Origin of the sequence: Actinomyces sp. HMSC065F11 (assembly GCF_001813085.1) — a bacterium.
GTDB lineage: Bacteria > Actinomycetota > Actinomycetes > Actinomycetales > Actinomycetaceae > Gleimia > Gleimia europaea.
In genome coordinates, this window is the sequence record NZ_KV811484.1 from 78,121 (window position 1) to 96,844 (window position 18,724).

Consider the following 18,724-nt stretch of genomic DNA (forward strand, 5'->3'; position numbering starts at 1 on the left):
CGGGTGTAAGCAAACCACTGGCTAAGACCGGTGTTGAGACGGGGCTTCTCGCCATTGTTGCCCTAATGCTTGCAGGTACTGGAGTTGGCGCGGTTCGCGCCTCGCGGGTGAAGTGATTCCACCTCACAAATCAGCGCTATAGCAACTGAATAGGCTAGTCCCCCGATGGTTTACCCATCGGGGGACTGACTTATCTAAGCGGCTGGTGTTTACAGGACGAGGCCGAACACCGGAACCGCGAGAGCGTAAGTTGTGATCGTGATGAGGACGATGCCGATCAGGTTCAGCCACAGGCCGCCCTTCACCATCTCGCCGATCTTCACATAGCCAGAACCAAACGCGATGGCGTTCGGAGGAGTTGCCACAGGAAGCATGAACGCACAGGTCGCGGCAAGCGCCACCGGGATGGTTAGCAGCATGACGTTCTGCGGCGCACCATCCGTGAGGCCGATGCCCACGGCCACGCCACCGATGATCGGCAGGAACGCGGCTGCGGTTGCCGTGTTGGACGTGAGTTCGGTGAGGAAGATGATGAGCGCAGTAATCGCAACAACAATGAGCAGGGTTGGCAGCACCGATAGTCCTTGCGCAACCTGGCCAATCCAGATGGACAGCCCCGACTCGGTGAACATCTTGGACAGGGCGAGGCCGCCACCGAACAGCAGGAGGACGTCCCACGGGATGCGCTCGGCCGTCTTCCAGTCGATAACGCGGATTCCTCGGCGCGCATCAACGGGAATGAGGAACATGAGTAGCGCCGCAGTCATACCGATGCCAGCGTCAGCAATGTTGAGGCTCGATCCGGTGATCTTCAAGATGATCGGAATGAACACCCAGGATAGTGCTGCAAGTAGGAAGATCACGCCGGTCATCTTTTCGCCGCGCGTCATCCTCCCCATCTTCTTCAGCTCGTCACCGATCAGCTCGCGACCGCCCGGAATCGTGTCCATTTCCGGCTTGAAAATGGTGGTTAGCAACAGCCAGCCGAGCGTCATGAACACCACGGATAGTGGCACGCCAACCAGCATCCACTGACCAAATCCGATGTGAATGTCGTGGTTTTCCGATAGGTATGCAACCAGTAGCGCATTGGGCGGCGTACCAATCACGGTGCCCAGCGATCCAATAGATGCGGCGTACGCGATTGCGAGCATAAGCGCGGTAGAGAAGTTCTTCTGATTCTTGAATCCGCCCACGCGATCAGCCGTGAGCGTGAGGACGGACAGGCCAATCGGTAGCATCACAACTGCGGTAGCCGTGTTGGAAACCCACATTGACAAGAATCCGGTGGCGATCATGAAGCCAGCGATGAGGCGCTTAGGACTGGTTCCAACCGTGCGCACAACCAGCAGGGCCAGGCGACGGTGGAGGTTCCAACGCTGCATGCCAAGAGCCAGAATGAAGCCGGACATGAACAAGAAGATTGTCGAGGAGGCATACGGAGCTGCGATGGCCTTGAAGTCGATGACCTGGAAGGTCGGGAACAGAACCAGTGGCACGAGCGCAGTGGCTGCCAGCGGGATCGCTTCGGTCATCCACCAAACACCCATCAGTACCGCGCCCGCTGCGGTGAGTCTAAGCGAAGTGAGGCTGTAAACAGTTTCTCCGTCGGTAACGGTAGCGTTCACCAGGTCGGCTCCGCTCGATGGGAAAATTAGATAGACAATGCCGGCTAGAACAACACCTAGCAGGAGTCCGATCCAGCGACGCTTCCATTCAAGAGGAGATGGTGCTGAATCGAGAATCTCCTGAGGCATCCAAGAAGAGTTCTTCGTCTGGGAGCTCATGAGTATCTCCTTCGAGTACGTCTTTGCACTCGCGTGATTAGGACAGGGACCTGCTCGCATCCGGAGCCCCAGAACACCTCATCTCACGATAAGGAGCGTTACATCTCGCTTTTAGGGACTCTCGAGAACGAGTTATCGACAACGATACCCCTCGGGGTATACCAGTTCAACGATTCGAGCAAACGTTCAGGGCCACTGAAACGAATCCCGGACCGGCATCCACACGCAGGATCTACGCCCCTTCGCGCAATAAAAAATCTCGCGACACAGCGGGGACTTTGTCGCGAGACTTCACTTGGCGGAGCTGGCGGGATTTGAACCCGCGAGGGGCGAACGCCCCAACCTCCTTAGCAGGGAGGCGCACTAGGCCACTATGCGACAGCTCCAGACTCAACCCATCTTAAAGGGTAGGGCGATGCGTTTCCAAACGATCCGCTAAATGGGGGCCAAAACCACACCTAACGCCCCGGCCACCTCAAGACTCTTCGCGTGCCGGAAACTACGACACTCAGAAGGTGGAGCGCAAACTTGCGAGTGCGGGGCCTCGGAAACCTAGGATGGACGAGAACAAGAAAACCCCGGTATTTCAACGAAATACCGGGGCCTGTTGCGGAGGGTAAGGGATTTGAACCCTTGGTGCCCGTGAGGACACAACGGTTTTCAAGACCGTCACCTTCGGCCGCTCGGTCAACCCTCCCGACGATTCCCTAGTGTAACCCGGTTTTACTTAAACCCTGAAACTTGCCATTTGCAAAGTGCACCACAGGCGCGGTTCCAAATTTTGTCCACATTGCGGGCATCATGGAACCATGAGAGCAATCATCAGCGCCGCGGACCAAACCCACTTTGCAAACGCCACCGGCGTGACGCAGCTCAGCGACCGCCTTTCACTGATCCACATCGAGCCTCCAAGCCCCGCACCCAACCAGGTTCGCATCAAAGTGCTCACAACCGCAGTGAACCCCGCTGACGTGTTGCAATCAAAAGGCGCTTACCCCTCGCCGCGGGGCGCCAGCCGCGTCCTCGGCCTCGAATGCGCGGGAATCATCGACCAAGTTGGTAGCGAGGCCGCTTCCCTACCAGGGTGTTCATGGATTCATGAGGGCGTCGCTGCGTGCGCGCTTCTAGAGGGCGGAGGGTACGCCGACCACGCCGTTGTTGACGCTCGGCAAGTGTTGCCTATTCCCAAGCTACCCGCCTCCACAACCGCCACCATACGAGCCGAGATTAACCAGGCAAACGCCAATCCGGACATGCAAGAGTCCTCTCACCCAGCACCCGCGAGCGCCCCAGATCTTGGCACACTCGTAGCAACAATGGGCCTGGTGGAATCGGCGGCGGCCTCGTGGATGATCTTGGAAAACATCGGCAAGCTTGCGTCAAACCCGGGCCGGTCCGTTCTTATCCACGGAGCATCAGGCGGAGTTGGTTCCATCGCTGTGCAGCTAGCTAACTCGATGGGCAATACCGTGTACGCAACCGCGGGAACACCCAAGCGGTGCAAGCGAGTGCAAGACCTTGGCGCCAGCAAGTGTTTTGACTACCACGACGCGTGGCTTGAGCAGCTGAAGAAGCTACAACCAAGCGGCGTGGACGTCATCATGGATGTACTTGGAGCAGGCGGCCTGAGCACCAATTTGAAAGCTCTCGCGCGATATGGACACCTCGCTGTTCTCGGGCTGCTCCAAGGGGCGAAAGCCGAGCTTAACCTGGGCTACCTCCTCGCCAAGAACGCCTCTATCACCGCGCAAACCCTGCGTTCCCAAACACCAAAGCGCAAGATCGAGATCCTTCAACAACTGCGCGAACACGTGTGGCCAGCTGTTGAAGTGGGCCAGATCAAGCCGGTCATAGGAGCGACCTACCCACTCGAAGAAATCGCTGCCGCCCACAAAGCGATTGCTGGGCGCGGCGACTCCACCTTCGGAAAGATCGTAATCACCCTCTAGCAAAACCCGGCTAACCTTCCGCGCAGCCCGCGAGCAGAAAAGTGGCGGCCACCCGGATTCCCAGATGACCACCACTCATTTGACTACCTAATCAGTCTTCAGCGTCACGACGCTTAAACAGGTTGAACCCCTTGCGATCCTTGGGCGGCTCCTGCGGATGATCCAACAAGCCACGCGACAGTGCGGACGCAAACGGCGGCCACAACGGCAACCTCGGAATCAGCAAAGCCTGCACGGCGTGATAGTTATCCGGCAAGCCCGGCAAGCTGGACTCCACAACATCATTATTCTCATCAAGCTCGCGCCTAAACTGACCCGGCTCCTCAATAACGAACTCTTCAATGAAGTCCAACCACGAGCGGTAACAGTGGTCGTAATGCTCCACCTCACCCAAGCTGGCACCGTCATCAAGATGAGCACGGCGCAAAGCCACCGTTGCGGCAATACCCTCCGCAGCCACCCAGTACATGTGGTTCGTAGACACCGGGTTGCCTTCAAAATCAACCGTGTACACAAACCCCGGCTTGCCGTTACGGCGCCATCCGTCAACGCGAGTGCGCTCAAACATCTCGCGCGCAAACTCCAGCAACCAATCCGGGCTTTGCCTACCCAGCGTGCGGTTAGCGGCACGAACATGCAACGCCAACCTGGACCACTCAAACTGGTGTCCAATCACTACGCCGTACGGCACTGACTTATCCAGACGTGAATGACCGTAATGCTCACGCATGGCACGCCAGTTCTCGTCGTAATGCTCGCCAATGCGCCAATCATTTCGACCGGCCTCTTCGTAAACAAACTTCAGGATTGAAGTGGCGCGGTCAATCCAAATCGGATCATTCATAACTTCTGCAACCGCGAGGTAGGCCTCGGTGGTGTGCAAGTTCGAATCCATACCGTAGTACTTCGCAACCTCAGAATAGTCACGCGAATACCGGTGGCGAACACGGTCTACGCTCTCATCCCACCAGTGCGCCTCTTGATCACGAATAACTTCCAGTAGCAGATCATGCGCTCCCGGACGGTTTGCCGCCACGCCCGAAGCCGCAGCCAACATCATGAATGAGTTCGCATACTGGGACTTCGACTCCAGCGCCTCTTCACACGGAATTCCGTTTCCATCCGCATCAAGCTCATGCTTAATGGCCGGATACCAACCACCGTGCTCCGGGTCAACAAAATACTTTCGCAAACACTTAATACCGTGATCCGCATACTTACGAGAACCGGGCAAGCCCATGAGGGTTGCAAGACAAAACACGTGCGTCAAACGCCCCGTCATTGCAAGATCAACCGGCTGAGACGTATCAATCTCGCCCTCGGATGTGACAAAACCAAAGCCAGTCTCAACCATTGCCTTACGGCCCACACAGATCAAGGCCTGCATCTGGTGGCTCAGCCAGCGGTTATGTTCAACAGACTCTATCCAACCCAAGTGAATCCCCCTGGTTTTAAAGAAGCAACATTGCTAACTCTTTGAGGTTACCCTGTCTGCGCCTAAGTTAATTCGCAAAGAGAATTTAAGTTCAAAATGAAAACCGGCCCCAACATCACCTAAATGAGACAAGGCTCACATTTTATTTCCAAATTTTCAGGAAACTCTAAGATTCATTTCAACCTACGCACAGATTCAAAACCTACAGTTATGAATAACTTCGACGGGCCGGCTAAACCGACTGGTTGAAGGGTTCGAGATTTCATGGACTTTCCAGAGGCTAAGAAACTCGCACTGTGTTGATGGGATAGTTTAGAGCCCCGAGCAAAAGCTCGGGGCTCTAAGCATGTCCGCCACTTTCAGGGCACCTACACCCGCTATCCCTTCACGGATCCGGCCATCAGGCCGCGCACGAAGTAGCGTTGCAGAGTTAGGAACACTGCCAGCGGAATAATCATTGAAACGAACGCGCCTGCAGTCAGCAAGTGCCAGTCTTGACCACGCGAGCCAGCCATGGAAGCCAAGCGCGCAGTCAGCGGCTGGGTCAGCTCCATGCCACCCGAGAAAGTCAAACCAACCAGCAGGTCATTCCACACCCACAGGAACTGGAAAATCGCGAATGACGCGATCGCCGGAACCATCAGGGGAAGCATGACCGACACGAATGTTTTCACGTGCCCCGCTCCATCAACCTGTGCAGCCTCCACGAGTTCCTTAGGAACTTCAGCCATGAAGTTGTGCAACAAGAAGATAGCTAGAGGCAGGGCGAAAATAGTGTGCGCCACCCAGATCGATAAGAACGGGAAAGCACTCGCAACCGCAGTTCCAGAAAACACGCGCAAAAGCGGAATCAGCGCCATTTGCAGCGGCACAATCTGCAGGGCAAACACAATCACAAAAACCGTGTCACGCCCCTTCCACTTAAGCACCGAGAAAGCGTACGCCGCCATCGTCGCAAACAACAGTGGCGCTAGAGTGGCCGGAACCGTAATTACCAGGGAGTTAATGAAATATGAGGCGAGATCACCCTGCGATTTCGCTCCATACAACACCGTCTGGTAGTTCTCCAGCGTGAAATCCGGGTTAGCAAAGAATGTCCACCACCCCGAACTCTTAATCTGGGCTTCTGGCCGGAACGAGGTTATGAACAAGCCAAACGTTGGAATCGTCCAAAAGACTGCGATCAGTACCGCAACAAACGATCCAAACCTACCCGAGAGGGCGCGTTTTGCCTCCGCAGAAGCAGTCTTACGTTCGCCTCGCACCGGCTTCTTCACTTCCAGGGCGGCAGGATTTTGCGCAACATCTACAGAGCTAGGCACCACGCACCTCCTTGTTGATCAGCATTTGCCGCACGTTGTAAAGAACAATCGGAATAACAAGCACGAAAATGGCAACCGCCATCGCCGAACCGTACCCATTGTTGCCGTACGTAAACGACTGGTCATACATCATGTTCGCCAGCACCTGCGTGCCAAACTTCGCACCCGTCATCGTCTGCGTAATATCGAAGATCTTCAAGGTTGCGATCGTGATAGTTGTCAGCACCACCACGAGGGTTGGGCGAATCGACGGGACCGTGATGTTCCTAAACATCTGCCACCGGCTCACGCCGTCAAGCATTGCAGCCTCGACAATGTCATGCGGAATCGCCTTGATAGCTGCGGACAGCAACACCATTGCGAAACCAGCCTGAATCCAAATCATCACGATCAACAAGAAGATCGTGTTCAAAGGTGAATCCTGCAAGAAACGCACGGGCTCGCCGCCGAGCCCCACGATGATCGCGTTTAGCAAGCCGCGCTGAGTTTGAGAAGCACCACGGTATTCGTAAACGAATTTCCAAATGATGCCCGCACCCACGAACGAGATAGCCATGGGCATAAACAACAGCGACTTCGCTAGCTTTTCAAAACGCTTGCCATCAATAAGGATCGCATACAGCAAACCGACAACAGTGGAAATGATTGGAACGAGAAGCACCCACAAGAACGTATTGATGAACGCCTGTTTAGAGTCAGTGGCCGTGAACAACCACGCGTAGTTATCAAAGCCCACAAACTGCGTTGAACGCCTATCCATGAACGACATGAGAATCGTTCGAATAGCCGGATAAATGAGGCCGAGTGCCAACAGCAGCAGACCGGGACCGAGGAACACTGCCACACTTGCAATCGTGCGCCCGCGCCCCTTCATCCTGTCTGCCAGTGACGCCAAACCTAGCAGCACCAGCACCACAACTGCCAGCAAGATGACCGCAAAGATCATCTGGCCAATCTTTGTATTTAGAAAGTAGTCCATTGATCCTCCAAAAGCGGGACGTAACTAGTACGCCCCGCTCTTGAAAATCAGATGCTCAGCACCTGTTACTTAGTTGGCCAAGAGGCTTCGATTTCGCCAAGGACGGTCGGAATGTCCTTCTCGCCATTCAGCCACTGAGTCATTGCAGTCCAGAAGGAGCCTGCACCAACCTCGGAAGGCATCAGGTCAGAGCCATCGAAACGAGCCACCGCGTCCTTATCCTGCAACAGCTCCATTGCAAGACGCAGAATGTCAGACGTTGCGAGCGACGGGTCAACACCCTTGTTTGCGGAGGTCACCCCACCGATCTCAACACGAGTATTTGCCCACAGGCTCGAGGACATGTAGGCCTGGACAGCCTTCGTTGCATCGCGGTCATTGAACGCACCAACAAACTCGCCACCGGTCAAAAGCGGCTTCTCATCAGCAGTCATGCCCGGTAGGTAGAAAGCGAATACGTCGCCATTTTCAGAAACATCGGTGCCTTCCGGCCACTGTGCCTCGTAGAACGAAGCCATGCGGTACATGTAGCACTGGCCCTCAAGGATCGGCAGACCGCCATCATTGAACGAGGTCGTAGCGATCGAACGAGCGTCACCAATACCACCGTTTACATAGCGGTCATCGCGCAGAATTTTGCCAACCTCTTCGGTTGCCTTCTCGATAGCCGGATCGTTAAACGCAATGTCGTGCGCAACCCACTTGTCGTAAGCATCAGCACCTGCCGAGCGCAGAACTAGATCCTCAACCCAGTCGGTTGCCGGCCAGCCGGTAGCGCCACCGGACTCAATGCCTGCACACCAGGGCTTCACATCCTCGCCCTCGTGATCCTTGGCGATCTTTTCAGTCAGATCAAGGAGCTCCTGCCAAGTCTGCGGAACCTCGTAGCCACCCTCCTTGAACATGGACGGTGAGTACCACACGAAAGACTTCACAGAAGCCATCAGCGGTGCGGCGTAGAACTTGCCATCAACCGTGCCGTAGGCCTTCCAATCTTCAGACCAGCCCTCGTCAACGTTCTTCTCTACCTCTGCAGGAGCCGCAATTACGTGACCATCCTTGATCATGCGCTCCAACAGGCCTGGCTGCGGGAAGATCGCTAGGTCAGGAGCATTACCGCCCTCAACCTGGACGACAACTTGGGATTCAAACTCTCCAACACCGTTGTGCTGAACATCAATGCCCGTGCACTCGGTGAACTTATCAAACGTCTGCTGAAGCTGATCGGCCTCAACCTCACGAATGGACGAGAATAGCGAAACGGATTCGCCATCGAAGTGGCCGTACTCCTCAAACGCGGAGCAATCGGTATCTCCACCAGCTTCGCCAGAAGAACCGCCGCCGCTGATGTCGCCGCCCCCACCACATGCGGACAGCAACATTGCTGTGGCCGCTGCGCCGGCTGCAAGAACGCTCCATCGAGTTCTCTTCGTCGAAATCATGCGCGATGAACGCATTTAAACCTCCAGTGTTAATCAATTGGGACTGACAAACCGCGACCTCGCACGCGATACGAAATCGTATACGCTTGTCTAAGACCTGCTTCCCAGGCCGTCCATGCATATAACCAAACGCGATAAATGTGACCTGTGCAACCACTTTGGTTCACGAACGTGCATATGTGACCATTTTGTAACCAATAGCCGCGCATTATTGCGCGAATTGCGAAACACAGGCCCCTTCTAGTGGCCCACCTCAGTTGATAGAGGTTCTTCTAAGTATCGCTTCCATAACCGCTGCCGCCCCGTCATAGTCAACCGGGCCGGTAACCGCGTTAGCGCACTGCCTTACCTGCTCGACGGCCCCACCCATAGCCACCGAATGATGCGCCCACCGCAACATCGCCATGTCGTTCGTGCCATCACCAACCGCAACACTGCCAGTTAGCGGTACCCCCAACTCAGCGCGCAACCACTCAAGACTGCCCGCCTTGGTTGTATCCGGCGCATTCACATCCATCCACGCCGTCCAGCCAATTGCGTAGCTCAGGTTCGACATATCCAGCTCGTTTACGCGCGCCTCGAAATCCTCAACACTCATTCCCGGCATGCGCACAACCAGCTTCGTAACCGGCTTCGACTTCAACCCTTCCAGATCATCAATCCGGAAATCCTCAATGAGCTCCCGCGGCGGAAACACGCGCGAAACCCGGTAGTAGGGCGAGTCATCCTCAACCGCTAAAATCGCCCCCGGCAAATGCTGTGCCACTTGGTCAATCAGCGGGCCCGGATCAAAGTAGCGCTTCGACACCACCTCGTGCTGGCCGTCCACAATACGCAAAACGATCGCGCCATTCGACGCCACTGCCCAGCCGTCGTGAATCCCCACCTCGCGAAGCACTGGCAAAGTGGCACCAACACCGCGACCCGTTGCAATCACAACGTTCGCGCCCGCGCTCTGCAGGCGTTCAATGGTGTCCACAACCGCCTTGGAGGCCCCATCAGCAGTGAGCAAGGTGCCATCAATATCGAGCGCAACCAGCAAGCTGGGCCCGGCCTCTTGCAAAGAATCTGGGAGGGCGGCGCTTGCCTGAGCAACTAAATCCTCAAACGGGATCGGCGCCAACGTTGTTGGCGGAGGCGTGAGGAGAGACTTAGCCAACTACAGGCTCCAGCTTCTGCCTACCTCCCAAGTACGGACGCAAAGCCTGCGGAACCGTGACTGAACCATCCTCATTCTGATGGTTTTCCAAAATCGCAACAATCCAGCGCGTGGTTGCCAACGTACCGTTAATCGTCGCTACGGTCTGCGTGCCCGACTCGGTACGCTCACGAATATTCAAACGACGTGCCTGGAACGTGGTGCAGTTAGACGTCGATGTCACTTCCATCCACCGGCTTTGCGTTGGCAGCCACGCCTCACAGTCAAACTTGCGAGCAGCGGAAGTGCCCAGATCACCAGCCGCCGTGTCGATCACGCGGTAAGGAAGCTCAACCTTTGCCAGCATCTGCTCTTCCCACGCGAGGAAACGAGCGTGCTCCGCTTCGGCCTCATCCGCGGTGACAAACGAGAACATCTCCGCCTTATTGAACTGGTGTACGCGGATAATGCCGCGCGTATCCTTGCCGGCCGAACCGGCCTCACGGCGATAACACGTGGACCAACCCAGGTAGCGCTTCGGAGAATCCACATCAATGATCTCGTCCTTGTGGTAGCCCGCGAGCGCCACCTCGGAAGTGCCCGTCAGGTACAGATCATCGGCAGGCAGGTAATAGATCTCGTCCGAATGCTCATTCAAGAAACCCGTGCCTCCCATGATCTCTGGCGTGACCAGCGTGGGCGTCATCATCGGAGTGAAACCGGCCTCGACCGCCTGATCCATCGCCATGCGCAAAAGAGCCAGCTCCAACTGCGCTCCCACACCCGTCATGTAGTAAAAACGAGCGCCCGAAACCTTCGCGCCGCGCTTCATATCAATCGCGCGCAGGCCCTCAGCAATCTCCAAATGATCCTTCGGCTCAAAGCCCTCAGCAGCGAAATCACGCGGCTCCCCGCCCTCAAAACGCAAAACCTCAAACGACTCTTCGCCACCCGCAGGAACGCCCGGAATCACAATGTTTGGCATAGACCAGACCAGACGTTCAGCCTTCTCGCGAGCCTCGTTGGCTTGCGCCTCCAGCGACTTCACCGAAGCGGCAAGCTCCTTCGCATGCGCCAAAACCTTCTCGCGATCCTCAGCAGAAGCCTTACCAATAGAACGAGACACAGACTTCTGCTCCGCACGCGCAGCCTCAAAATCATGAAGCGCAACGCGACGAGCCTCATCGGCCTTCAAAATTTCATCAACAAGACTCGGATCACCACCGCGCGCAATCTGCGAATCGCGAGCCGGCTGCGGATCTTCCCTAAGAGCTTTAAGATCAATCATGCTCCAAGCCTACCGCGGCATTTCAACACGGTCACATGGCCGTCCGTTTTCCAGGATCCACATCCAAACAACAAAAACCACCCGATTTGCAGATCCGGTAATGTTTACCTTGACACTTTTCGATCGGAGGTAGGAGTCATGGCCCCTAAAACTCAAACTCCGTATGTCATCTACAACCCCGCAAAAGTTGCCAAAGTGCACACCCTGCGAAAAATGGTTACCATCGCGGCCACACAAGCAGGACTAAACGAGCCCGTGTGGATTCAAACCACCGAGGAACAACCCGGAACCCTACAAGCCACCCAGGCTGTGGCAGATGGAGCCGACCTCGTGCTTGCCGCCGGCGGAGATGGCACAGTTCGTGCAGTAGCCGCCGGCCTCGCCGGCACCGGCACACCCATGGCGATACTGCCCTACGGCACCGGCAACCTCCTCTCCCGCAACCTGCACGTTCCCGCCGACAACATCCAAGAAGCCATCGACATCGCTTTCTTCGGCCTCGAAAATGAAATCGACATTGCGTGGATGAAAGTGAACGGCTTCGAAGGCGAACCCGAGATACCTCCCGAAGGCACGTACATCACCACGCAGCACAAAGAACTCCTCGAACAGCGCGGATTTAACCCACCCAGCGAAGACGAATACGCTTTCATCGTCATCGCCGGACAGGGCTGGGACGGACGCATGATGTCCGAGACCAACTCCAACCTCAAAAGCCGCGTGGGCTGGGGCGCCTACGTAGTTGCCGGAGCCAAAGCCCTCACCGCTCCAAGAATGAGGACATTCCTAGAGCTCGACGCGGGCCGCAAGTACGTGATCAACAGCCGCTCCATCCTATTCGCGAACTGCTCATCCCTAATGCTTGGCGTAGTCCTCGCGCCCGACGCAAAACTCAACGACGGCATGCTGGACGTGGCAACACTCGAAACCAGCGACGGCCTTGTAGGCTGGGCCGACCTCTTCACCAAAATCGCCGCGCAAGGAGTGGGCATAAAAAACGACGTCCTCCCAGGCACATCCGGACGGCTAGACTTCATTCAAGCTGCCACCGCTCACAGCCTCGTCAAAGACGCCCACCCCATTCAAGTGGACGGTGACCCGCTTGGCAACGCGCGAGAAATGCGCGTGCGCGTAGACCACAAAGCTCTTAGAATCCGACACGGATAACAAATTTTCGAACGTCCAAAATCTCTTAAAAGATGCGAGGAATCATGGCCAACGAAAACCCGAACAACCCTTGGCAATCACCTAACTCGCCCGGAAACAACCAGCCCGGACCAGACGCTGCCCGCCAACCCGAAACCGAAACTCCACAGCAGGGGGCACCGGAGCATGGCGCGCCCGGGAATGGGACACTCGGGTACGGAACACCCGCACACGAGGCGCCCGGGTACGCGGCACCAGGGTATGGCGCCCCAGGCTACGGCCAGCCAAACCAGGGTTACGGGGCCGGCTACGCGCAGGCCCCGTACCGGCAACCCCTAATCAAGCCTGGCACCATGATTCTGCGTCCCCAGACGGCCTCGGAAATCGTCTCCACCTCATTTGGCACGTTCCGCTTCAACGCGCGCACAACCTTCGCGATCAGTTCCATCATTGCGCTGCTCGTATTCGTCCTCGAATACCTCGTGCAATCCACCATCACCGATCTGGATCTGCTAACCACACAGAGCACCTGGGAAATCATCACCAACTACACCAGCTTCTCTGCCCAAGGCCTTGCAGGCATCATTTTGCTACTCGGGGCAGCGCCCCTCATCTTCGTAGCGATGGAAGGCGTACTCGGCCGCAAAATCAGCGCGCAACAAGCCGTTGAACTCACGCGCGGAAACCGCGGTAGCTACATCCTCCTCGCCCTATTAACATTCCTGATCCCACCACTAATCACAGCCATATCAATCGGTATTCCACTCCTCTTCATCGATCCCGGACTCTCCTCCCTAGTTTTGTTCCTCGGTATCTCAGTGGTGCTACAAATAGCGTTCTACCTGATCGCCATTCGCTTCATGTTCGCGTTCCCCATCATCCTCGTCGAAGGCCAAAAAATGAGGTCCGCACTATCGCGGTCTTGGAAGCTCACACGCGAGCGTTTCTGGCCGCTACTCGGCACTTCCCTACTTATGGGTCTGGCCCTGCTGGCAATCACCATCGCATTCAGCGTGTTCTTCGGCGTGATTAGCGGGCTGGTCATAGTTTTCGAATCTACAAAACTACTGGCCCTAGTAACCTCTATTTCCACCGCGCTAATCTACCTTCTGGTCGCGCCCCTCACCGTCTACGCTCTCACCCTCATGTACGTAGACACGCGCATTCGCAAAGAAGGTTACGACATCGAACTAGCCCGCAGCGGACAGGCAGAGGCTCTCTAACTTGAACACACTCGCGGCGCACGTAGCTCTCGCCCTCGAACCCACACCGGACGAGGCGCGCGAGCTTCTGCGCCGTGAACTCAGCAAGAGCGAATACCTGGAAGGCCGCGGACTGCAAAGCATCCTCGACTGGCTCCTTCAAAAAATCGGAACAACCGTATTCCGCACCGCAGAAGGCACCTTCAACTGGATGCTTCTTGCAATCATCGCAGTGGTCATCATTGCCCTCATCATCGGCGTTTACGCCAGAGTTGGACGCGAACAAAAGACAATCAGCGCGGCCCAGGAGCTCACCTCCCTAAGCGCCGACGAGCACCGCCGCCGCGCCCTCGACCTCAAAAACACGGACCCCACCGAAGCCCTCAAAGCGGGGTTCCGCGCCATCATCGTTCGACTCGACAAAACTGCGGCCACCGCCGCACCCGGACGCACCACAGGCGACATCACCCGCCTCATCGCCCACGAATATCCCGACCTTAAGAACGATATTTCTCGTTGCGCATCCAAATTCGACGTTGCCACCTACCGGCTCGAAACCGTTGGCACCGTCACCACACAAGACGTGGATGCCATGCTCGCCCTCGACAACGAAATCCAAAAACGCCTAAGTACGCAGGTGAGCGTATGAACGCAACCGCGCGCGGAATGACGCTCAAAACTTTCAGCAAAACTTGGCTACCGCTGATCCTGATATTCATCCTGCTGGTGCTCGTCATCACCGCCAAGGGGATTAACACGCAGGGCGAATATAGGGACTACGAACCCGAATCCCCGGGGCGAAGCGGCACCAAAGCCGTCATCGAGGTGCTTAAACAGCAGGGAATACAAACCAAAATCGCCTACAAAGACAGCGACATCGGCGCCGTCGATCGCGACACCACGCTCGTGTTACTAGATGATGGCCTGGACTGGTTTGACATTACCGACAGCCTCAAAACCAAAGCACAGCAGGCCGGGCGCGTAATCCTATTTGGCGTGCAAGACTACCGCCTCAAAGAATTTGGCCTCGACATTGACAGCTACACCAACGGCGTCGCGATGCCCGGCGTCAACGAAAACAGTAGCGCGTGCCTGCCCTACATCGGCAAAGCTAAGAACGCCTCAGTCACCATCGTGCGCGAACACCAAACCCCCGGTGTTATTCAGTGCTTCCGCACCGATAGCGGTAGCCTCCTCAGCATTTGGCCTGCCGAAGACGGCCCGGAATACATCCTCGTCTCGGACCCCGCAGCGTTTACCAACGCCAACGTGCAAAACCTCGACAATGCCGCGCTTGCCCTCACTCTTTACGGGGCCAACCCCAAAGCCGTATTCCACTACGAGCGGCCAAACATCCAGCAGCAGTCACCGGCAAACGCACCATTGTGGCAACTCCTGCCTCCGTGGGTGTTCTGGGCGGGCATGACACTGCTATTCGCTGCCCTCGCTCTCATGATTGCCAAAGGTAGGCGGCTCGGCCCGCTCGCCCGTGAACCGCTACCGGTCATCATCAGCGCCAGCGAAATTGAAGAGGCGCGCGCCAGCCTCGCCCGTGAAGGCAAACACGCCAGCTGGGCCATGTCTCTCATCCAATCGCGTGCCCGCCGTAAACTACGCCGAGCCCTCTACCTGCCTAATCGGGCCAGCGAAGAGGAACTCACCAACACTCTGGCCGCCAAACTCAACACGCCAACCAGCGAACTACACACACTGTTGTACGACGCGAACGTTTTAAACGAAAAAGAACTTACCCAGCGATCACATAAAATTGACCAGCTCATTCAGGAGGTTTCATGACCGAGCAAGATGCAAGGGAAGCCCTACTGCGCGTGCGCGCAGAAGTTGCCAAAGCCGTTGTCGGATCCGACGGCGCTGTAGCCGGCCTCGTCATTGGCCTCCTCACGCGCGGACACGTGCTCCTCGAAGGCGTGCCAGGAACCGCCAAAACCCTCCTCGTGCGCGCACTAGCTAAGTCGCTATCCATCGACACCAAACGCGTGCAGTTCACCCCCGACCTCATGCCTGGCGACCTCACTGGATCACTGCTATACGACCGCGAGACGTCACAGTTCAAGTTCCGCGAAGGCCCCGTCTTCACCAACCTACTGCTCGCTGACGAAATCAACCGCACACCTCCAAAAACCCAGGCAGCACTGCTTGAAGCCATGGCGGAACGCCAAGTGTCGGTTGACGGCGAATCGAAACCGTTGCCTTCCCCGTTCATGGTTGCAGCCACGCAGAACCCCATCGAGTACGAGGGCACCTATCCACTTCCCGAAGCTCAGCTGGACCGCTTCATGTTGAAAGTCCAGGTGAACCTACCCAGTTATGAGGAAGAAACCGAGATCCTTAACCGTCACGTGAACGGATTTGACGCCTCGGACCTAGACGCCGCCGGCATAACACCCGTTGCATCCGCCTCCGATATTGAGGCTGCAACCCGAGCCGTAGCCGCCGTCGAAGTGCACCCCCAGGTAGAGAAGTACATCGTGGACATTGCGCGGGCAACGCGCGTGGCCCCCTCCCTCTCGCTCGGCCTATCCCCGCGCGGCGCCATCGCGCTCCTAGCTACCTCGAGGGCCTGGGCGTGGTTGTCCGGACGAGACTTCGTCACCCCGGATGACGTCAAGCAAATGGCCCCAGCAACCATTACGCACAGACTCATGCTTCGCCCTGAAGCCGAACTGGAAGGCGTTGAGGCCGCCTCCGTCCTACAAACCGTCATGGACTCAATCGCGGTACCACGATGACAGTTTCCAGCAGGGTTGCGGCACTAGTTGCGATCGGGATCATCCCGATCGTGCTTTCGCCCACCCCTGGAACCCTCGCAACGTGGTTACTGTTCGTCATCGCCCTGACACTCGTTGACGCGATTTTAGCTCCCTCACCACGCAAACTTCAGATAACCAGACAAGCACCTGAAACAGTTCGTGCTAATGAACGCTCCGTCTCGGTTATCCACGTGGGAGGAGCGAATCGGACGATGCGCGGGGTTTTGCGTGATGCGTGGCAGCCCAGCGCCGGAGCTACGGCAAACCGCCACAAGTTCAAGCTCTCCCCCGGCCAGTCCGAGGATTTCGCTACCGCTTTGCTTCCTACCCGGCGAGGCATCCTGAAAGCTGACGCGGTTACCGTACGTTCGTGGGGCCCGCTCGGCCTCGCCGCTATTCAAACTACATTTGACCTGCCGGGCACAATCCGCGTACTCCCAGAGTTCCCATCGAAGCAGCTTCTGCCTGGTGCCCTAGCAAAACTGCAGCAGATGACCGGACAAATTCTTGCGCGTGCGCGCGGTCAGGGCACCGAGTTTGATTCCCTGCGCGAATGGGTCGATGGCGACGACCAGCGCTCCATTGATTGGCGCGCAACCGCACGCTCAAAGGACGTTATTGTTCGCACGTGGAGGCCGGAGCGTGACCGCCACATTGTGATGGTTATTGACACTTCACGTATGAGCGCGCAGCGGCTGGGCAACCAAACTCGCCTCGACGTGAATCTAGATGCCGCTCTTCTGCTAAGCGCTGTGACTGCAAAAGCTGGAGATTCGATCAGTATGATAGCTGCCGATGCGGCCATTAGGGCACGAGTGATTCGCCCGTCTCGCACAACCGTGCTGGGTGAGCTTTCATCCGCAATGGCACCTCTTGACCCTGCTTTAGTTGAAGCGAACTGGGCTCAGATTGCTGGGAAACTAACGGCTTTCGGCAACAAGATGTCGCTTGTGGTTCTATTCACCGCCCTTGACGTGACCGTGCTGGAAGAATCTTTACTGCCCGCCTTGTTGAACCTTGCGAAGCACACGCGTGTAGTGATTGCGAACGCCTCCGACCCGCAACTTCACAAAGCAGAAGAGGAAGTTAACATCGAGGACCCGTACTTTGTGGCCGCCACAGAGTTTTCGCGCGCCGAGCGGGAAAAGGCTGCCCAAGCCCTCGCCTCTGCAGGCATCACTGTGGTTGAGGCCCCGCCCTCGAAACTGTCCATGGCGGTTGTGGATCACTACTTGAATTTGAAGTCGCGCGGCCTGCTGTAGCCACACGGTTCGGATTACTCAACCGCTACTTGTTCGGGCAGTTTCAAACTTGATTCGGCCAAGTCTTGTTTCTTTTTCCCAAGAACGAGGGCGTAGATGAGGAACGCGACCCAGATGAGCACTCCGAATCCGACCTGCACCTGCCAAGGTGCTTTCGAGGCGGTGATGAAGCCTTCGGTGAAGCCGGAGATAAAGAGAGTGAGCAGGAGGCCAAAAAGCACGTGAATGGCCTGATGTCCGGTGCGGACGAAGGATTCGAGGCGGGTGCGCGAGCCGGGTTGGATGATGGCCCAGAAAAGGCCCAGGCCGGTGCCGGCAGATACGAATATAGCGGTCAGTTCTAGCAGGCCGTGAGGCAGGATCAGCGTCCAGAAAGTGGTGCCATACCCGTGGAACGTCATTAGTGCTCCCGCAATGGCGAGGCTTGCCATATTGCTAATCAGTATTTGCACAGCTCCAATCACGGTGATTCCGTACGCAAGTGTTAATGCAGCAACGTACCAGTTGTTTGACCACACCAGCATCGTGAAGTCCGCGTCAGGATCCTTCGTGTAGTACTTTTCGAAGTCTTCTTGAACGTATTGCAAGATTGATGAGGATGATCCAAGTTGCTCATGTAGTTCGGGGTGCGCGTAGATCCACCAGCCGACGGCAAGGGCAAAGAGGATGGAGAGGACGCCGGCGCTGATCCACCAGGCGCGAAAACGGTAGAGAGCGGCTGGGGAAGTGGTTGTGAAGAATTCGGCGATAGAGGTGAGGACGCGCCGGTTTTTGCCGGCCATTTTGCCGCGAGCGCGAATGAGGAGGGCGGAGAGCTCTTTGACGAGTTGAGGGTCGGGCGCTCCTGTCCGAATCATGGACAGGTGTGTGGACGTGCTGCGGTAAAGGTCAATGAGTTCGCGAGCTTCGTCTGGGGTTAATACGGTCTTGTTTGCAAGCACTGTGAGCCTGGCCCAAGTACTTTTGTTTGCACTGACGAATGCGTCCAAATCCATGCGCCAAG

15 protein-coding genes and 2 tRNA genes are annotated in these 18,724 nt (G+C 56.6%); 7 read left to right on the top strand and 10 right to left on the bottom strand.

Going from position 1 to position 18,724, the window contains the following annotated elements; translation table 11 throughout:
- Positions 1-209: 209 nt before the first annotated feature.
- From HMPREF2891_RS07730 to HMPREF2891_RS07740, 3 genes are all read right to left on the bottom strand, one after another.
- The gene (locus HMPREF2891_RS07730) at positions 210-1,787 is read right to left on the bottom strand and encodes an SLC13 family permease (RefSeq protein WP_070664831.1); all 1,578 of its coding nucleotides are present in this window, start codon (positions 1,785-1,787) and stop codon (positions 210-212) included.
- A gap of 296 nt (positions 1,788-2,083) precedes the next feature.
- A tRNA-Ser gene (locus HMPREF2891_RS07735) sits at positions 2,084-2,173 on the bottom strand.
- A gap of 224 nt (positions 2,174-2,397) precedes the next feature.
- Positions 2,398-2,484 (bottom strand) — tRNA-Ser (locus HMPREF2891_RS07740).
- A gap of 112 nt (positions 2,485-2,596) precedes the next feature.
- Between HMPREF2891_RS07740 and HMPREF2891_RS07745 the strand changes: the two genes are divergently transcribed.
- Complete coding sequence (locus HMPREF2891_RS07745; RefSeq protein ID WP_070664833.1) at positions 2,597-3,736, top strand: zinc-binding dehydrogenase; 1,140 nt, start codon at positions 2,597-2,599, stop codon at positions 3,734-3,736.
- A gap of 91 nt (positions 3,737-3,827) precedes the next feature.
- On the opposite strand, the gene HMPREF2891_RS07750 is transcribed toward HMPREF2891_RS07745, so the two are convergent.
- The 6 genes from HMPREF2891_RS07750 to serS form a co-directional block, all read right to left on the bottom strand.
- Positions 3,828-5,171, bottom strand: coding sequence for an AGE family epimerase/isomerase (locus tag HMPREF2891_RS07750; protein ID WP_070619098.1), 1,344 nt, complete (start codon positions 5,169-5,171; stop codon positions 3,828-3,830).
- Between the two features lie 377 nt (positions 5,172-5,548).
- Positions 5,549-6,493 (bottom strand): carbohydrate ABC transporter permease, encoded by a 945-nt coding sequence (locus HMPREF2891_RS07755; RefSeq protein WP_070619603.1) that lies wholly within the window; start codon positions 6,491-6,493, stop codon positions 5,549-5,551.
- The gene (locus tag HMPREF2891_RS07760; protein ID WP_070619094.1) at positions 6,486-7,472 is read right to left on the bottom strand and encodes a carbohydrate ABC transporter permease; all 987 of its coding nucleotides are present in this window, start codon (positions 7,470-7,472) and stop codon (positions 6,486-6,488) included. Before HMPREF2891_RS07760 ends, HMPREF2891_RS07755 begins: the two co-directional genes overlap by 8 nt.
- A 65-nt stretch (positions 7,473-7,537) precedes the next feature.
- On the bottom strand, positions 7,538-8,929 hold the full coding sequence (locus tag HMPREF2891_RS07765; RefSeq protein WP_102218161.1) for an ABC transporter substrate-binding protein: 1,392 nt from the start codon (positions 8,927-8,929) through the stop codon (positions 7,538-7,540).
- Positions 8,930-9,167: 238 nt separating this feature from the next.
- The gene (locus HMPREF2891_RS07770) at positions 9,168-10,073 is read right to left on the bottom strand and encodes an HAD family hydrolase (protein WP_070619090.1); all 906 of its coding nucleotides are present in this window, start codon (positions 10,071-10,073) and stop codon (positions 9,168-9,170) included.
- On the bottom strand, positions 10,066-11,340 hold the full coding sequence (gene serS / locus HMPREF2891_RS07775) for a serine--tRNA ligase (protein WP_034508618.1): 1,275 nt from the start codon (positions 11,338-11,340) through the stop codon (positions 10,066-10,068). The genes HMPREF2891_RS07770 and serS overlap by 8 nt, the downstream gene beginning before the upstream one ends.
- A gap of 138 nt (positions 11,341-11,478) precedes the next feature.
- Between serS and HMPREF2891_RS07780 the strand changes: the two genes are divergently transcribed.
- The 6 genes from HMPREF2891_RS07780 to HMPREF2891_RS07805 are packed head-to-tail and all read left to right on the top strand — an operon-like array spanning position 11,479 to position 17,721.
- Positions 11,479-12,507 (top strand): diacylglycerol/lipid kinase family protein, encoded by a 1,029-nt coding sequence (locus tag HMPREF2891_RS07780; protein ID WP_070619087.1) that lies wholly within the window; start codon positions 11,479-11,481, stop codon positions 12,505-12,507.
- Between the two features lie 44 nt (positions 12,508-12,551).
- Positions 12,552-13,709, top strand: coding sequence for a glycerophosphoryl diester phosphodiesterase membrane domain-containing protein (locus HMPREF2891_RS07785; protein ID WP_070619084.1), 1,158 nt, complete (start codon positions 12,552-12,554; stop codon positions 13,707-13,709).
- A gap of 1 nt (position 13,710) precedes the next feature.
- The gene (locus tag HMPREF2891_RS07790) at positions 13,711-14,337 is read left to right on the top strand and encodes a hypothetical protein (RefSeq protein WP_070619079.1); all 627 of its coding nucleotides are present in this window, start codon (positions 13,711-13,713) and stop codon (positions 14,335-14,337) included.
- Positions 14,334-15,485 (top strand): DUF4350 domain-containing protein, encoded by a 1,152-nt coding sequence (locus tag HMPREF2891_RS07795; protein WP_070619076.1) that lies wholly within the window; start codon positions 14,334-14,336, stop codon positions 15,483-15,485. Before HMPREF2891_RS07790 ends, HMPREF2891_RS07795 begins: the two co-directional genes overlap by 4 nt.
- Positions 15,482-16,438: an AAA family ATPase gene (locus tag HMPREF2891_RS07800; protein ID WP_034508603.1), complete on the top strand. Its 957-nt coding sequence runs from the start codon at positions 15,482-15,484 to the stop codon at positions 16,436-16,438. The genes HMPREF2891_RS07795 and HMPREF2891_RS07800 overlap by 4 nt, the downstream gene beginning before the upstream one ends.
- Positions 16,435-17,721 (top strand): DUF58 domain-containing protein, encoded by a 1,287-nt coding sequence (locus HMPREF2891_RS07805; protein ID WP_070664835.1) that lies wholly within the window; start codon positions 16,435-16,437, stop codon positions 17,719-17,721. The genes HMPREF2891_RS07800 and HMPREF2891_RS07805 overlap by 4 nt, the downstream gene beginning before the upstream one ends.
- Before the next feature lie 14 nt (positions 17,722-17,735).
- On the opposite strand, the gene HMPREF2891_RS07810 is transcribed toward HMPREF2891_RS07805, so the two are convergent.
- The gene (locus tag HMPREF2891_RS07810) at positions 17,736-18,716 is read right to left on the bottom strand and encodes a stage II sporulation protein M (protein ID WP_070664838.1); all 981 of its coding nucleotides are present in this window, start codon (positions 18,714-18,716) and stop codon (positions 17,736-17,738) included.
- Positions 18,717-18,724 lie beyond the last annotated feature (8 nt).